This window comes from Paraburkholderia largidicola (genome assembly GCF_013426895.1).
GTDB lineage: Bacteria > Pseudomonadota > Gammaproteobacteria > Burkholderiales > Burkholderiaceae > Paraburkholderia > Paraburkholderia largidicola.
The window spans coordinates 1,993,022-2,010,424 of the sequence record NZ_AP023175.1 but is presented as its reverse complement, the minus strand read 5'-3'; the positions used below and the strand labels follow the sequence as shown (position 1 = coordinate 2,010,424).

9 protein-coding genes are annotated in these 17,403 nt (G+C 64.7%); 3 read left to right on the top strand and 6 right to left on the bottom strand.

All coding sequences use genetic code 11. From position 1 onward, the window contains the following. Positions 1–42 precede the first annotated feature (42 nt). A complete protein-coding gene (locus PPGU16_RS25650; RefSeq protein WP_180723201.1) occupies positions 43–1,095 on the bottom strand; it encodes an ABC transporter substrate-binding protein in 1,053 nt (350 codons plus the stop codon). A 58-nt stretch (positions 1,096–1,153) separates the two neighbouring features. Beyond that, the gene (locus PPGU16_RS25645; RefSeq protein WP_180723200.1) at positions 1,154–2,254 is read right to left on the bottom strand and encodes an ABC transporter ATP-binding protein; all 1,101 of its coding nucleotides are present in this window, start codon (positions 2,252–2,254) and stop codon (positions 1,154–1,156) included. Positions 2,255–2,418: 164 nt separating this feature from the next. Here PPGU16_RS25645 and pdxR point away from each other — a divergent pair, with 164 nt between their 5' ends. After that, positions 2,419–3,987 carry a MocR-like pyridoxine biosynthesis transcription factor PdxR gene (gene pdxR, locus PPGU16_RS25640; protein ID WP_180723199.1) on the top strand — a complete coding sequence of 523 codons (1,569 nt, stop codon included), beginning with the start codon at positions 2,419–2,421 and terminating at the stop codon, positions 3,985–3,987. A gap of 34 nt (positions 3,988–4,021) precedes the next feature. Here the strand turns inward: pdxR and PPGU16_RS25635 are convergent, their stop codons facing one another. From PPGU16_RS25635 to PPGU16_RS25620, 4 genes are all read right to left on the bottom strand, one after another. Then, positions 4,022–4,645 (bottom strand): septal ring lytic transglycosylase RlpA family protein, encoded by a 624-nt coding sequence (locus tag PPGU16_RS25635; RefSeq protein WP_180723198.1) that lies wholly within the window; start codon positions 4,643–4,645, stop codon positions 4,022–4,024. Between the two features lie 54 nt (positions 4,646–4,699). Next, positions 4,700–5,467 (bottom strand): peptidoglycan DD-metalloendopeptidase family protein, encoded by a 768-nt coding sequence (locus PPGU16_RS25630; protein ID WP_180723197.1) that lies wholly within the window; start codon positions 5,465–5,467, stop codon positions 4,700–4,702. Between the two features lie 193 nt (positions 5,468–5,660). Further along, a complete protein-coding gene (locus PPGU16_RS25625) occupies positions 5,661–9,437 on the bottom strand; it encodes a DUF748 domain-containing protein (protein ID WP_180723196.1) in 3,777 nt (1,258 codons plus the stop codon). A 205-nt stretch (positions 9,438–9,642) separates the two neighbouring features. Next, entirely contained in the window at positions 9,643–11,058 is a 1,416-nt protein-coding gene (locus PPGU16_RS25620; protein ID WP_180723195.1) for a DUF1254 domain-containing protein, read from the bottom strand. Positions 11,059–12,465: 1,407 nt separating this feature from the next. Between PPGU16_RS25620 and PPGU16_RS25615 the strand changes: the two genes are divergently transcribed. Further along, positions 12,466–14,982 carry a heavy metal translocating P-type ATPase gene (locus PPGU16_RS25615; RefSeq protein WP_180723194.1) on the top strand — a complete coding sequence of 839 codons (2,517 nt, stop codon included), beginning with the start codon at positions 12,466–12,468 and terminating at the stop codon, positions 14,980–14,982. Between the two features lie 141 nt (positions 14,983–15,123). After that, on the top strand, positions 15,124–17,091 hold the full coding sequence (locus tag PPGU16_RS25610; protein ID WP_180723193.1) for a methyl-accepting chemotaxis protein: 1,968 nt from the start codon (positions 15,124–15,126) through the stop codon (positions 17,089–17,091). Positions 17,092–17,403: the final 312 nt, after the last annotated feature.

The following is a 17,403-nucleotide window of genomic DNA, read 5'->3' as shown; positions in this document are numbered from 1 at the left end:
GCGGCATCCCTGTTCGGATGCCGCATCGCATTCACCTCACACTTACTTCGACGCCCACGATGAGAAGCGTTGCTCCAGTTCGTCGCCGTGATCGGTCCAGAACGTCAGGTTCTGCAGCACGGCGTTCTTGCCGTTGGCGGGCGAGTTCGGCAGATTGGCGAGCGTCTTCGCGTCGAGCGACTTGATCGCCGCTTCATTCACCGGGCCATACGCGATGTGCTTCGCGTATTCCTGCTGCGGCTTCGACGAGATCGTGTACGCGATGTACTTCTCGGCCAGCGCCTTGTTCGGCGTGCCCTTCGGCATCGCCCAGTAGTCGAGGTCGTAGATGCTGCCGTTCCAGACCACCTTCAGGTTCTTGCCTTCTTTCTGCGCGGCATCGATACGTCCGTTATACGCCGTCGACATCACCACGTCGCCTGCGACGAGGAACTGCGGCGGCTGCGCGCCCGCTTCCCACCACTGGATATTCGGCTTCAGCTCGTCGAGCTTCTTGAACGCGCGGTCCTGGCCTTCCTTCGTGCCGAGCACCTTGTAGACGTCCTTCGGCGCGACGCCGTCCGCCATCAGCGCGAATTCCAGGTTGTAGCGCGCGCCCTTGCGCATGCCGCGCTTGCCCGGGAATTTCTTCGTGTCCCAGAAGTCGGCCCAGCTCGCGGGCGCCGTCTTCAGCTTGTCGGCGTTGTACGCCATCGCCGTCGACCACACGAAGATACCGACACCGCACGTTTGCGGCGCTTCGGGAATCAGATCCGACTTCTTGCCGAGCTTCGACCAGTCGAGCTTTTCATACAGGCCTTCGTCGCAGCCGCGGCCGAGGTCACCCGATTCGACTTCGACGACGTCCCAGTTCACATGCTTGGCTTCGACCATCGCCTTCACTTTGGCCTGCTCGCCGTTGTATTCGACAGCCGTCACTTTCGAGCCGCTTTGTGATTCGAACGGCTGGTTGAATGCGGCCTTCTGCGCGTCGCCATTCGCGCCGCCGAAGTTCACGACCGTCAGTTCCGCCGCGTTCGCCTGAGCAAGGGCGCCGAGCGCGAGGACGACAGCGCCGACAGCCACGGCACAGCGCGATTGCACGATCTTCTTCATGATGGTTCCTCTTTGGTGTGATGAACTGCTTACGACGTGGACGTTGTTGTGTGTCTACTCACGCGAACACGCGCAGATGCTCCGGCGCGAATTCGAGCGCGACGGGTGCGCCCGGCGCGAAACCGTCGAGTGCTTCCGTGCCGAGCGGCACCTTCACGAAGCACTCGTCCTGTTGCGGCAAACCGCAGCGCATGCGCACGTGATCGCCGAAATAGATCAGCCCGCGCGCTTCGCCCGCCACCGCATTCGCGCCCGGCTTTGCTCCGCTCACTGCGCCCGGTGCAAGCTTCATGCGCTCCGGCCGGATGCACGCGACGCCTTGCGCGCCCGCCTTCGCGCCACCGATATTCCGCCCGACCAGGCGCGTGCCGTCGATCAGGTGAAACTCGCAGTAGTCGCCATCGACATTCGCGATCGTGCCGCGCAGCCGGTTGCTGTCGCCGATGAAGTTCGCGACGAACTCGTTGCATGGCGCCTCATAGAGGCTATTGACGGTATCGAGTTGCTGCACGATGCCTTTGTCGAACACGGCGACGCGGTCGGACATGGTCAGCGCTTCGCCCTGATCGTGCGTCACGTAGACGAAGGTGACGCCGAGCTTCTCGTGCAACGATTTGAGTTCGTATTGCATGTGCTCGCGCAACTGCTTGTCGAGCGCGCCGAGCGGCTCGTCCATCAGCACGAGTTTGGGTTCGAATACCAGCGCACGCGCCAGCGCGATGCGCTGCTGCTGGCCACCCGACAGTTGCGCCGGATAACGCTTCGCAAAGCCTTCCATGCGCACCATCTTGAGCGCGTTGTTGACCTTGTGCGCGCGTTCGTCGGCGGGCAGTTTGCGCACCGTCAGCGGATACGCGACGTTCTGCTCCACCGTGAGATGCGGAAACAGCGCGTAGTTCTGAAACACCATGCCGATATTGCGCTTGTGCGGCGGCACGTTGTTGAGCAGTTGTCCGTCGAGCCAGATCTCGCCGCCCGTCGGAAACTCGAAGCCAGCGAGCATCATCAGGCAGGTCGTCTTGCCGGAGCCGGACGGCCCGAGCAGCGTCAGAAATTCGCCTTGATAGATGTCCAGATCAAGTTGCTTGACGACGAGCGTTTCGCCGTCATAGGTCTTGCGCACACCCCGAAAGCTGACGATTACGTCTTCGGTTTTCATTGGGTCAGTCTCCCCATGCCAGAAGATTTCGTGCCGATGCATCTACGGGTTTCTACGCACATTTGGTTCCACCCGTTTTAACGATTTGCATCGATTGCGTGATCCACTATAGCCCGTTACGGTTCTACAATAGGGAACCATTTCATAATTCCGGATAGAACCACTTGGATACGGTGATCCTGTCTGACTGGCTCGCCGCGCGGCTCGACCGGACGGCTGGCGAACCCGTCTATCGGCAAGTGCTCGGGCTGATGCAGCAGGCCATTCTGACGGGACAGTTGCTGCCCGGCGCCAAGCTGCCCAGCTCGCGCACGCTCGCGTCGGATCTCGGCATCGCGCGCAATACCGTGTTGCATGTCTACGATCAACTCACGGCGGAAGGCTATGTGTTATCGACCACGGGCAGCGGCACCTATGTCGCCGACACGCGGCCGGACACGGCCGCCGTCAACGCGCGCAAGGCGCCACCCGCCGCGAGTGGCTCTATCAGCGCAATCAGCGGCATGGTGCCAGGCGCGAACCTCGCGCAGCCCGCTGCACCCGCACCCGGCAGCCTGTCCACGCGCGGCGCGCGACTGATCCGCCAGGCGGGCGTGTCGGCGCGGCAGTGGGGCGCGTTCATGCCAGGCGTGCCGGATGTCGCGGAGTTTCCGGCGCGCACATGGAGCCGCCTGCAAGCCAAGCTCTGGAAAGAAGCGAATCCCGATCTGCTGACGTATGCGCCGGGCGGTGGCTATCGTCCGCTACGGCGTGCGTTGTCGGACTATCTGCGCGTCGCGCGCTCGGTGAAGTGCACGCCCGACCAGATCATCATCACGACGGGCATTCATCAGTCGATCGATCTCGCCGTGCGGTTGCTCACGGACGTCGGCGACCGCGCGTGGGTCGAGGAGCCGTGCTATTGGGGCGCGCGCAGCGTGCTGCAGTCATCGGGGCTGACGCTGGCGCCCGTGCCCGTCGATGAAGAAGGCCTGAACCCACGCGAATCCGATTTGCAGACGCCGCCGCGCATCGCGCTCGTCACGCCGTCGCATCAGTATCCGCTCGGCATGGTAATGAGCCTTGCGCGCCGCCGCACGCTGCTCGAATACGCGCGCCAGCATGGCGTGTGGATCATCGAGGACGACTACGACAGCGAGTTCCGATACGGCAGCCGCCCGCTCGCGTCGCTGCAAGGGCTCGACGACGCGGGCCAGGTCATCTACGTGGGCAGCTTGGGGAAGATGCTGTTTCCGGGTTTGCGGATCGGCTACATGATCGCGCCGGAACATCTCGTCGATACGTTTCGCACGGGCGTGGCCGAGTTGTATCGCGAAGGACAACTGATGCAGCAGGCCGTGCTGACCGAGTTCATCATGGACGGCTATCTGACTTCGCACGTGCGGCGCATGCGCGCGTTGTACGGCGAGCGCCGCCAGATTCTGATCGACGCGATCACCGCGCGCTTCGGCGACGCGCTGCCCGTGATGGGCGACGAAGCGGGCCTGCATCTGGTGCTCGGCCTGCCCGACGACGCGAACGACCGCGAGGTCACAGCCGCTTCGTACGATGCGGGCGTGATCGTGCGGCCGCTCGCGGCGTACTACAACAGCGAAACGCCGGCGCGGCGCGGCTTGCTGCTCGGCTACGCGTGCGTGCCGAACGATCGGATCGGGCCGGCGTTCGATACGCTTGCGAACGTGATCGAAAGGACTGCGTTGAAAACCAAGGCCGCGCCGACGCGGGCGGCTTAGCACGGCACCTTCGCATGGCGCGCCGAACGCGCCGCTAACCGTTCGTCATCAGATGCATCGGGCGATGCGCGATGCGCTCCATTTCGGGCTTCTCCACCCGCTCGATCGCCACCTTCGCCACGCCCGCGCGATGCATGCCGAGCGCCGATGCGGCGAGATACGACAGATCGATCACGCGGCCACGCGCATACGGCCCGCGATCATTGATGCGCACCACCACCGATTTCGAACTCGCCAGCGACGTCACGCGCACATACGACCCAAGCGGCAGCGTCCGATGCGCGGCCGTCATCGCGTACATATCGTAGTGCTCGCCATTCGCCGTGCGGCGACCGTGAAAGCCGCGGCCGTACCACGACGCAAGCCCCAGTTGCCTGAAGCGCGACGTGTGCCCTTTCGTGCTCGCGGCATGAGCCAGATGCACGGCATGCGCCGCGCGATTGACGCGGCTCTTTGAATCGTCGTGTACGTTGCGCTGCGAATCGTGACTCGGCTCCGTTCGCGCGCCGTGCTGCGCGTTCTTCGCCTTGGGACGCGGCTTCGGATCGACGGGCTTATGCTTCCCGGCAGCCGCCGATGCCGACGCGGGCAACGCGCTCGCCAGCAGGAAGAACGAAACGGACGCGCCCAGGCGTCGTAGCAGCGGATTCTTTTTCAAGCGATGTCTCGTCTTCGAAATGGCATCGTGCGGCGCGCGGCGCGAGGCGACGGGTTAGCCCGTACGTTTCGGCAAGTAACTTTGGGGATCGACGGCCTTGGTGCCGTCGCGCAGTTCGAAGATCAGGTATGGATGGGGATCGTCGGCAGCGCCCATTTCGGCGATCGGCTGCCCCTGCCTGACCACGTCGCCTTCCTTGACGAGCAGCTTCGCGTTGTTGCCGTATGCGCTCACGAAACGCTTGTCGTGCTTGACGATGACGAGCAGGCCGTACGCCTTGATCTCGGAGCCTGCGTAGATCACGCGGCCAGTGCTCGCCGCCCGGATCGTCTCGCCGGCTGTGCCGTTGATATGAATCGCCTTCGACCGCCCTTCCGCGGCATTCGACGTCACGGACCCCGAGGCGGGCCAGATGAAGCGCGTCTGCTGCGAAGGCACAGCAGGTGGTGCGACATTGCCGGTTGCAGTCTTCGATTCCGGGGCACCCGTTTGCGCAGGCTCCGACGCCGACGCGGGACCAGGCGCCACGCGCAGCACCTGACCGACGCTCACCGGGTAGTCGTTAGGAAGGCGGTTCCAGCGGGCGAGTTGCGCGGGATCACGCCCGAACGCATTCGCGACGCTCGCCAGCGTATCGCCCGGATTCACGCGATAGAAACCCGCCGCGACAGGCGCAGGTGCATCGAGCACGGGCGGGCGCATCGTTGGCGAGTCGGAAAAGAGGTCGCCCCAGGGCGAGCTTGCACAACCGGCGAGCGCCAATGCGACGCTCGCGATCAGAAGCCCAGGCGTCAGCTGGCGGCACGGTTTGAAGAGGTTCATCGGAATACGATCGGAAGGATGGCATCGGATGCGCCGGCGGGCTGCATGTCGCAGCCCGCCGGCACAAGCGTTGGCATCCTTAACGAACGTCCTCGCGATACGTTGACCCCACGGGCGATCGCTCAGTCATCCTTGACGATTGTTAACACGCGCGCCCGCAAAAGCGGCAAACACGTGAAGAATCGTCAGCGCGTTACTTCAAGCCAAAATCCACCCGCGTCGTCGCGCCCTTGTCGTCGATACCCGACGCGTCGAGCTTCGGCGCCACGATGAAAACGCGGCTGTTGTCGATCTTGCCTTCGAAGTACTGCTGCACCGCCTGCGCGCGGCGCTGCGCGAGATCGCGCAGGCTCGCATCGGTGATGGGCGCATGCTCGGCGAGTGCGGTCTTCATGTCGTCGTCGGGCAGCGTCTTCGTCAGGCCGACGATATTGCGCGGCTTCTTGAAGTCCGAATCCTTGTAGGCCTTGGTCAGATACTTGTCGTATTCGCTGGCGTCCACCTTGATCGTCATCGGGTCGACGCTTTCGCCATTGCCGACGACGTCCTTGAGCTTCTGCTGACGCACGAGGCGATCGACGTAAGCGGTGCGCAGCGCCGGCTGATCGACGGCAGGATCGACGCGGCCGATGATGTCGAGGCGGATCGAAGGCTTGTCGGACAGCGCCTTCACGATCATGTCGAGCTTCTTCTGCGACGCGTCGGACAGCACGGCAGAGCCCGGATCGAATTCGACGTAGCCGAGTTCCTCGCCGCTGCCGCCGCCGAACGCATGCGCGAGCAGCGAGAACGGCGCCGTGACGGCCTTCTGCAGCAGATTCAGCACCGCGTGCCAGATCAAGCCGCCGATGCTGAACTCCGGATTCGACAGCGAGCCCGACACGGGAATATCGACGTCGATCTCACCGCGCGAGTTCTTCAGCAGCGAAATGGCGAGCTTCACGGGCAGTTTGGTCGCCGTATCGTTGTCGACGTGATCGCCGAACGTGAGCTGATCGATGAAGATGTGGTTGTTTGCCGTGAGCTGGTCGTTGGCGAGCTGGTAGTGCAGATCGACGTTCAGCTTGCCCTTCGTGATCGGATAGCCCGCGTACTTCGCCGAGTACGGCGTCAGGTTGGTCAGCTCGATGCCGTGCGCGGTTGCCGTCAGATCGAGCGCCGGCTTGGCGATCAGCGGATTCACCGAGCCGCGGATCGTGATCGGGCCGTTGGCGGCGAGCTTCGCGGACACGTCGACGGGCGCCGACTGCTTCGATTCCGTGCCGAACGCGCCGACCGTGCCCTGAATCGCGATCAGGTTAGCCGTGTAGTTCGGCTTGATGAAGTTGTCGGTGTAAGTGACGCGGCCGTTCTGCAGCACGAGCTGGCCGAAATGCAGGCGCACCGGGCTTTGCGGCGGCGTGGCCGCCGTCACCGACGTGTTCGCGCCGGACGCGGCGGAGGCCGGCACGGCCGCTTGTGCTTCCGAAGCGGCAGGCATGCCGAGCGGAATCGGCTCCTTGCCCTTGCCGCTCTGATCGCGCGTGAGCGACTGCGGCGCGCCCGTTTCGTGCGCGACCACGTCTTTCAGATTCAACTTGCCTTGCGCGTCGAGCAGCACGCGGCCGTAGAAGTTGGCAAACGTGACCTTGGCAGCATCGACGTCCGTGCCGCGCTCGTCGTAATTGACCTTGATGCCCGTCAGCGCCAGCGAGCGCCATCCGGCAAACGGGTCCGAGGTCGCCTTGTCGATCATGCGCACGTCGACGAGCGCTGCGTCGCCGCGGTACGTCGCGCGCATGTCCTTCGACTTGTCACCCTGCGCGAGCGTCACGTCGCCGCTTGCATTCAGCAGCGCGCTCGCGATCGTCGCATTCAGCTTGCTGCCGAAGTACGGCTCGAACGCGGCGGCATCCAGCCGGTTCGCGTCGATCTTCATGGCGAGCTTGAGCGGCGTCGCCGTCACGTCGCCCTTCACGCCGAGCGTGCCCTTGCCGTTGACAGTGGCCTGCAGCTCGACAGGCAATGCGCGGCTCAGGTCGTCGCTGATCTTCTGCACTTTCAGTTGCAGCGGCTTCACGGCGAGTTTGACGGGGCGCGGGGTCGTGTTGTCGGTGAAGGTCGCCGCGCCATCCTTCAGGTTCAGCTCGCTGATGCTGTAGTGCCACGCCGGCCCTTCCTGTGTCGCCTTCTTCGCCGCGTGGAGCACGGTGCGCTCGTGCACCTGCTCCTGCGGCGGGCCAGCGAGCGCGGCCAGGTCGATCGTGCCGTCTTTCAGGCGCTGCGCGTCAACGGACAGGCCCGTCACGTTGACCGTGTCGAGTTCCGCCTTGCGCGCGGCCAGATCGACGCGCCTGATACCCGCCTTGCCGTCCGCGATCGAAATCACCGGCTGCTTCACGTTCCCTGTTGCCAGCTTCAACGATTGCAGATCGATCTGGCTTTCGCCGATCTGCAGATCGACGGGTTCCTTCGACCAGTTGGCCGTCAGGTTCGATTGCACGCTCAAGGTGCCGTCGAGCACCTTTGCCGCCGTCACCGTGTCGAGATACGGCTGCATCACGGGCAACTGCGCCGCCTTCAGGTCGATCTTCGCGTCAGCCGTCTTCGCGGCGAGCGACAGGTTGCCCGAAACGGCAAGCGCGCTCTGCGGCTGGTTCTTGACGTTGGTCCTGAGCGTGTAGCGCGCGGGCGTCTTGCCGAGCGTCGAGAAGTCCGCCAGCGCCACCGCGAGATTGTTCAGCCCCGCCGAGACGGGCCGCGACGCCGCCGCGTCCTGGACTTCGACGGTGCCGTTCGACAGTTCGAACTGCTTGATCTGCAGATCGAGCGGCGGCGCGGCCTTTGCTGCTTCGGCCTCGGCGCCGCTTGCGCCGGATGCGGCCGCGGGCGCGCTTGCCGCTTTGGCAGGCGTGGGCGCGGGCGCCGGCGCGAAGGTACGCTGCACGCTCAGCACGCCGCTCTTGTCGCGGGCGAGATGCACGGTCGGCGCGTCGAGATGGATGTCGTCGAAACGATAGACGTTCTTCAGCGGCTCCAGCGTCTGCGCGGCCACATGCAGCGAGCGCGCGGCGAAAAATGGCGCTTTGTGCTCGTCGAGTACGTCGATGTCGGCGAGATCCGTCGTGCCCGTGATGCGCAGCGTCGGCGCGTCGCCCGTGATGACGAAGCTCACTTTCAGGTCGCTCGACAGCTTGCCCGCCTGCACCGTGATGGGCAGTTTCGTGGGCGAATACGACAGCAGCTTCGGCACGTCGAGCCCGTCGAAGCGCAGCGACACTTCCGATTCGCGCGACGCCGCGAACGGCTTCGTGCGCCCGTCGATGGCAAGCGGACTGCCGTCGATGCGCGCGCGCAGCAACGGTTCGACGAAGATATCGGTCTTCGACGGCAAGGTGGCGATGAACGGAATGCCGAGGCGCCATTCATCGACGATATGGGTCACGCCGAGCAGCCGGTCGTCGAACGTGATCTTGCCGTTTTCTATCCGGATATTGGAGATCGAGAACTGCGCCGGCTTGCTGTCGGGCTTGGACGGCTGCTTCGAGAACTTCTCGATCAGGTCGCTGAAATTGAAACGCTGCGCGTCGTAGCGAACGATCGTAAAGCGCGGCGAATCGAGATGCACTTCATCGACGATGGGCGCGAGCCGGAAAATCGAACTCCACGACGTCCGCACGATCAGCCGTTCGATATCGACGAAATCGCCCTTCCCGCCCCGGTCGCCGATATGCACGCGGTCGGCTTCGAAATTGAGCGTATAGGGATTGAGGGCGATGCGCCCGATGCTGGCCGGCCGGTCCAGTTGCTTGCTCAACTGCTGTTCGGCGATATGCCGGATCAGCGGTGGCGCGGCGAAAAAGCCGAGCAGTCCGAACAGGACCAGCACGGCGAACAGGATGAGAACGATGCGTCTTGCGCGCCGTCCTTGCGCGACTTCGCGGACAGTCTGAAAGGATGAAGCGAGTGATGCTTTGGTCGGGCTTGCCATGCTTGGTCGCGGGTAGGGCGGCGCAGAACTCGCCGCGATGACGAATATCCAGCTTGGCCGAAGTATACGTCGTGTACTTCGGGCAAACCATCAAATGTCATGGGAATGACGACCGTTGCGGGCAAATAAACGTTAGAAAGTGTAAGTGACCCGATTTCAGTTGCGAGGACGTGTCCGGCCGACATGCGGCGGACACGTGCTTCGCTTATTGACGCACGACGGCGGGCGGCTGCCAGCTGCCGTCGCTGGCTTCGGACTTCGGCGCGTAGAGACGCAGTACAAGCTGGAAATCGCCGCGCGGCGCGGGCAGCCAGTTCGACGCCTTGCGCGGTTTGGCCGACGACACGGTCACGTCGATCGAGCCGTCGCGGTTGCGACGCACGCCCGTCTTGTCGCCGACGGACGCGCGTGACGGCGTGCTGTCGCCGAGCGCGCCGTCCTTCGAGTACGCGGTGATCGACCAGAAGCCGCGCACGGGCGGCACCTGGTTCGGCTCGAAGTGCATCACGTAGCGGTTGGCGCCGTTCAACGCGTGGCCGTCGCTGTCGAGCGTGACGTTGCCGCGCACTTCGTCGTCCTTGGTTCCGATGCCCGGCTGCGCGTACGACGCATACGCGCGCAGTGCGTAGTCGGGACCGTAGTTGCCGACGCCGTCGCCGAACCAGCTCCAGCCATTGGCCGTCAACATGTTGGTGGGCGGCGTCGCGACGCGCACACGGCCGTCCGCGAGACCGCCTGCGATCGCGTCGCTGGCCGACTTGGGCAATTCGACGGCTTCGTCCGGCTTCACGCCAAGGTCGGCGAGAAACTTGAGCGCGTGCGGATCGGCGGGCGACGGCGGGTTGTCGGGCAGCAGCCGCGCGACGCGGTCGAAGAAGCCTTTCGCGTCGAGTGCGGCGACCTGCTCGGCGGGCGTGCCCGAGACGCTGGCGTCGGCGGGCATGGTGCGCGGCGCAACGGACGCCGCCGATGCATCGCCTGTATAGACGGACAGCGGCACCACGCGAATGCCGCGCTGCAGCTTGCGCACGGCCGTCAGGTCACGTCCGCCGTTCGACTGGATGCGCACGTCTAGCCAGATATTGCGCGTGGGTGCGTCGATACGCTTGACGCCCTTGGGCAGATCGCCCTTCCAGTCGGGCTTCGCGAACGCCACCGTCTGCGCCTTGATGCCCGACACGCGCGAGGCGCCCTGCTGTTCCGCCGACCACAGCACGTTGGTCCACATGTCGAGCGCGCGCGCATCCATATAGCGGCCCGCCGAGGTGGGCAGCGCCACGATCACGGGTTCGTCGCCGACGTCGAGCCACGCGGTCGAATCGAGCGTGTCGATGCCGGGCGTCGGCGGATTGTGCGCGCCGACGGGCGGCAGCGCCGATGCGTGACGCAGGGTATTGACGGGCGCCTGGCCGGGGCCCGTGCCCACGGCGGCGTCGCGCGCCGCGCCCATCAGCACGAGCGGATAGGCGAATACGTAGGAGTCGGCGACTTCGTCCTTGATCCAGCCAGTGGGTTTGGGCGCCACGATGGGAGTCGACGCGCACCCGGTGAGAAATGCGATGCCCGCGAGCGCCGCGCAGGCGAGTTGAAACGGAAACTTTTCTCGGCGATTTTTTATCATTCGATGAACCGCGGTCCTGGGTGTCACATGCCTGAGCCAGGACGAGCCCAGTCCGCCGAGCCCCCGCCCGCGCTGGACTTGCCGAAATGTCCTGACATACCTTTTCTGACAACGCGTTTTAACTTATCCGCGTCGCGGGGGCAAGTTAATGTGAGTGTTCGGTGGTGTTTTGATGTTGCGTCTAAGGGGTGGGTGTTGTTTGTTGGTTTTTTTGTGTTTTTGTTGGATTGTTTTGTGATTGGGGATGGGGGGTGTGGGCGTTGCCGGTGAGGTGTTTTTGTTTTGCGCTGGCATCCGCGATGCGTTGGCCTGCTTCGCGCGTTGCCCCTGTGCGGGGCGGCACCTGCTTGTGGGTTGGCTGCGACGCTGGGGTTGCTTGCCTGTGGTTTCGCTGGCATCCGCGTGATGTTATTGGTCTGCATGCGTTGCCCCTGTGCGGGGCGGCACCTACTTATGGGTTGGCTGCGACGCTGGGGTTGCTTGCCTGTGTTTTCGCTGGCATCCGCGTGATGTTATTGGCTCGCTAGCGTTGCCCCTGTGCGGGGCGGCACCTACTTGTGGGTTGGCTGGGACGCTGGGATTGCTTGCCTGTGTTTGCGCTGGCATCCGCGTGATGTTATCGGTTCGCTAGCGTTGCCCCTGTGCGGGGCGGCACCTACTTTTCTTTGCCGCCGCAAAGAAAAGTAGGCAAAAGAAAGCGGCTCACACCGCCAGCCCATGTTCCTATCCACGGGCCCCCAACGTCCCCATGCTTCACACGGCAGTGCCTTGGCTGGTGCCCGTTGCCAACACTATGAATGTGCTCATCACCCGCGTCAGACTCCCGCACCAAGGCCAGCGGCAGCGAATGGTCAATGCCGCCCAGGTGGCAAACTGTGTGCAGGTTGTCGCGTCGCATGGTCTGCTGCTCTTACAGGGTGGAACGCGTGCGCTATCGGTCCGAAGTGAGGCGGGTGGAGCACTTGGGCCTACACACAGTTTGCCACCTGGGCGGCCGCGGACTGTCTGGCGCGACATGCTGTAACGCGGGAGCGCAAAGCGGGTGAGGCGCATCGCAAGAGCGCTGGCAACGAACGTGGGTCACGTGGTTGCCGTCTGAAGCGTAAGACCCTATGGGGGCCCTCAGGCAAATACTAGAACTGGCGGTGTTAGCCGCTTTCTTTTGCCTACTTTTCTTTGCGGCGGCAAAGAAAAGTAGGTGCCGCCCCGCACAGGGGCAACGCTTGCAGACCAATAACATCACGCGGATGCCAGCAAAAGCAAAAGCAAAAGCACAAGCAAACCAAACCACCCGTACCCCCTCCCCCTGATCGGGCAAATCCGAAAAAGCCGCTTGACCTTCCCATCATAGGAAGGTCGATACTGGTTCCAACGATGCGCAATAGCGCAAACTGGAGCTTCCCAGCCATGACCGAACTCGCACCACCACTCCGCGCCGCCGATACGCCCCGCCAGGCGGCATCGTCGGAACTCGACATTCAGGGCATGACGTGCGCCTCCTGCGCGCTGCGCGTCGAAAAGGCGCTCGCCAAAGTGCCAGGCGTCGCGCGGGCAACCGTGAATCTGGCGACCGAAAAGGCCACCGTCGATGCCGACGCGTCCGTCGCCGTCGATACCCTCGTCAACGCCGTCCGCAAAGCGGGCTACGACGCACAGCCGCTGAACGACGCGCCGCCACCCGACAGCGACGCACAATCGACGGCCGAACTCGCGATCGGCGGCATGACCTGCGCGGCTTGCTCCGGGCGCGTCGAAAAGGCGCTCGCGCGGATTCCCGGCGTCACCTCCGCGTCCGTCAATCTCGCCACCGAAAAAGCCACCGTCACAACCAACGGCGCAGTCGGCGTCGATCAGCTGATCGCAGCCGTCACGAAAGCCGGCTATCAGGCGACGCCGCTCTCGGCCGACGACACGACGCCCGCCGCCACCGAAGACAAGGACGCCGCCGCGCGCGCCGCCGTGCGTCGCGAACTCGGCGCGGTCGTGATTTCCGCGCTGCTGACGCTGCCGCTCATCGTGCCGATGTTCGCGGAGCCGCTCGGCCTTCACGCGATGCTGCCCGCCACGCTGCAACTCGCGCTCGCCACCGTCGTCCAGTTCGTGTTCGGCGCGCGTTTCTACCGCGCCGCGTGGAAAGCCGTGCGCGCGGGGTCGGGCAACATGGATCTGCTGGTCGCGCTCGGCACCTCGGCGGCTTATGGCGTGAGCGTGTACCAGATGGCGCTGCATCCCGGCAACACCATGCATCTGTATTTCGAGGCGTCGGCTGTCGTGATTACGCTGGTGCGCTTCGGCAAGTGGCTCGAAGCGCGCGCCAAACGCCAGACCACCGACGCGATCCGCGCGCTCAACGCGCTGCGTCCGGATCGCGCGCGCATCGTCGTCGGCACGGAAGAGCACGAGGTGCCGCTCGCGCGGGTGCGCACGGGCATGATCGTCGCGGTGCGGCCGGGCGAGCGCGTGCCCGTCGACGGCACGGTGCTGCAGGGCCGCACGCATATCGACGAATCGCTGATCACGGGAGAAAGTCTGCCCGTGCCGAAGCAGCAGGACGACCGTGTGACGGCCGGGTCGATCAACGGCGAAGGCGCAATCACGGTGACGACGACGGCCATCGGCGCCGAGACCACGCTCGCGCGCATCATCCGGCTGGTCGAAACGGCCCAGGCCGAGAAAGCACCGATCCAGCGGCTGGTCGACCGCGTCAGCGAAATCTTCGTCCCCGCCATTCTGGCGATCGCGCTCGTCACGCTGGTCGGCTGGCTGATCGCCGGACACGGCGCCGAAACGGCGATTCTCAACGCGGTGGCGGTGCTGGTGATCGCCTGCCCGTGCGCGCTCGGGCTCGCGACGCCGACCGCGATCATGGCGGGCACGGGCGTCGCCGCGCGTCACGGCGTGCTGATCAAGGACGCGCAGGCGCTCGAAATCGCGCATCAGGTTCGCGTCGTCGCGTTCGACAAGACGGGCACGCTGACAGTCGGCCAGCCGTCCGTGACGGCGTTCGAGACGGCAGACGATGTGGACCGTTCAAATGCGCTGGCGCTCGCGGCAGCCGTGCAGCGGCATAGCGAGCACCCGCTCGCGAAAGCCGTCGTGAAAGCGTTCGAAGCAGACGGCGGCGGCGCCCAACTGCCCGCCAGCGGCGACGCGCGCGCGGTCGCGGGACGCGGCGTGGAAGCGGATATCGACGGCGAAACGTTCGCCATCGGCAGCAGCCGCTGGCTGGCTGAACTCGGCGTCGCGCCGCCCTCCGCCCTCGTCCGCCACGCGCAGGCACTCGAAGCGCAAGGCAACACGGTTTCATGGCTGATCGGGCGCGGCAAGGCGAGCGCATCAGCCGACGCACCAGCACAAGCGCTCGCGCTGATCGCTTTCGGCGACACGCTCAAGCCGGGCGCGCGCGCCGCGATCGAGCGGCTGTCGCGCATGGGCGTCAAGAGCGCGCTGGTGACGGGCGACAACGAAGGCAGCGCGAAGAGCGTCGCCGCCGCGCTCGGCATCGACGAGGTGTACGCACAGGTCCTGCCGTCCGACAAGGCGCGCGTGGTGCATGACCTGAAGATCCGCACGTCGAGCGTGGTCGCGATGGCGGGCGACGGCATCAACGACGCGCCCGCGCTCGCCGCCGCCGACATCGGCATCGCCATGGCGACAGGCACCGACGTCGCGATGCACGCGGCCGGTATCACGCTGATGCGCGGCGACCCGGCGCTGGTCGCCGACGCCATCGATATCTCGCGCCGCACGTGGCGCAAGATCCAGCAGAACCTGTTCTGGGCGTTCGTGTACAACCTGATCGGCATTCCGCTCGCCGCGTTCGGATTGCTGAATCCGATGATCGCGGGCGCGGCGATGGCGTTCTCGAGCGTGAGCGTGGTGACGAACGCGCTGTTACTACGAACCTGGCGTTCGTCGCAATGATCTGAATCAACACTCTAGCTTTCAAAATTAAAGGAAAACGTTTGGCGTGCCGTTAACAGGATTCAGGCTGCCGTTTCGCTGTCGCGTGCCGTCGCGCGCGACGCATCGGAGCAGCTTCAATCCCGTTACCTGCAGACCCTCATGGACATCCTTTCACTGCGCCGCGCCAGCGTCGGCGCCAGGCTCGCCATGCTCTCGTGCGCGCTGGTGGCCGCCATCTTTGCCGCGTTCACCTTCGCCGTGACCCGCACGGCCGGCACGCAGATCAGCGATCAGGTGCTGTCGCGCATCACCGAGAAAGACCGCTCGATTGCCGCGATGATCTCGCTGTTCGACAAGGCGCTCACAGCCGAAGTGGGCCGCTCGATGACGCTGTTCGCGAGCTTCCTGCCGCCCGGCTACGCGCTCGACGAGACGCAGAAGATCGACATCGCCGGCACGCCGACGCCCGTCTTCAAGGCCGGCGACAAGGTGCTGAACAACGACTTCTCGATTCCCGACCAGTTTCTCGCGCAAAGCGGCGCCATCGCGACGATCTTCGCGCGCACCGGCGACGACTTCGTGCGCGTGACGACCTCGCTGAAAAAGCAGGACGGCTCGCGCGCGATCGGCACGCTGCTCGACCGCAAAGGCCCCGCCTACGGCCCTGTCGCCGGCAACAAGACCTTCACGGGACTCGCGACGCTGTTCGGCAAACGCTATATCACGCAGTACCGGCCGATCACCGATGCCAGCGGCAAGGTAATCGGCGCGCTGTTCGTCGGCGTCGACGTGGATGCGCAGATCAAGTCGGTCGAAGACGGCATCCGTCAACTGAAGATCGGCGACACGGGCTATTACTTCGTGCTGAACGCGTCGAACGGCGCGGAGCGCGGCAAGCTGCTCGTGCATCCCGCCGCTGCGGGCCAGATGGGCGACGAGAGCGCCGCGCCGTACAAGCGCATGCTCGACGAAAAGGAAGGCCAGATCGAATACACGAGCGCCGATGCGACGCTCGGCGAGTCCAGCGCGCAGGACAAGTTCGTGTCGTTCGTCAGCGTGCCGGAATGGAGCTGGCTGGTCGGCGGCGTCGCGAAGCGCGACGAAGTGATGGCTGACGTGATCGCCACGCGCAATCGCTTCATCCTGATCGGCTTCGTGCTCGTCGCCCTGTTCGCCGTGGTGTTCCTGATCGCCGTGCGCCGGCTCGTGACGCGCCCGCTCGATGAAGCGGCGAAGGCGTCGGAGCGTTTCGCATCGGGCGATTTGAGCGTGCGCGTGTCGGCGAGCCACGAACGGCGTGCCGATGAAATCGGCCGCCTGATGCAGGCCATCGACGGCATCGGCGAGGGACTTGCGCGCATCGTCACGCAGGTGCGCAGCGCGTCGGCCGACATGACGGAAGGCACCGCAAAGATTGCTGCGGGCAGCGGCGAGATCGCGTCGCGCATCGGCACGCAGGCCGCGAGTCTCGAAGAGACGGCGGCGAGCATGCAGCAGATCACGTCGACGGTACAGCAGAACGCCGGTCACGCGGCACAGGCGAATACGCTGGTGTCGGGCGCATCGGAAGCGGCCCTCGACGGCGGCCGCGCGGTCGAACGCGTGGTTTCGACGATGGGCGAGATCAGCCAGTCGTCGAAGAAGATCGCCGACATCACGACGGTCATCGAAGGCATTGCGTTCCAGACCAACATCCTCGCGTTGAACGCCGCCGTGGAAGCGGCGCGTGCCGGCGAGCACGGCAAGGGATTTGCGGTGGTTGCGTCGGAAGTGCGCGCGCTTGCACAGCGCAGTGCGGCGGCGGCGAAGGAAATCGAGGGCGTGATCGCGGAATCGACGGCGACGGTGTCTAGCGGCTTCCGCATTGCGGAGGAAGCTAGCACGACGATGCGCTCGATCGTCGAACGCGTTGGTCAGGTGCAGACGATTATTGGCGAAATCAGCGTGGCGTCGAAGGAGCAGTCGAGTGGGATCGAGCAGGTGAACACGGCCGTCACGCAGATCGGGGAAGTGACGCAGCAGAACGCTGCACTCGTTAGTGATGCCGAGCAGGCAGCGGCCGATCTGAGCGCGCAGGCCGACAGGCTTGCGGAAGTTGTGTCAGTGTTCAAGCTGGGCGGGCACTAGAACGGTTTTTTGGTTTGTCTGCGACGCTGGGTGGTTTGCTTGTTTTCGCGTTGGCGTCCGCGTTTTGTTAGCGTGCTTCAAGCGTCGCCCCTGTGCGGGGCGGCACCTACTTTTCTTTGCCGCCGCAAAGAAAAGTAGGCAAAAGAAAGCGGCTCACACCGCCAGTGCTTGTGTTTGCCTGAGGGCCCCCACAGGTTCTTACACTTCACACGGCAACTACGTGACCCACGTTCGTTGCCAGCGCGCTTGCGGTGCGCCTCACCCGCTTCACACTCTCGCACTACTGCATGCCGTGCCAGACAGTCCCCCGCC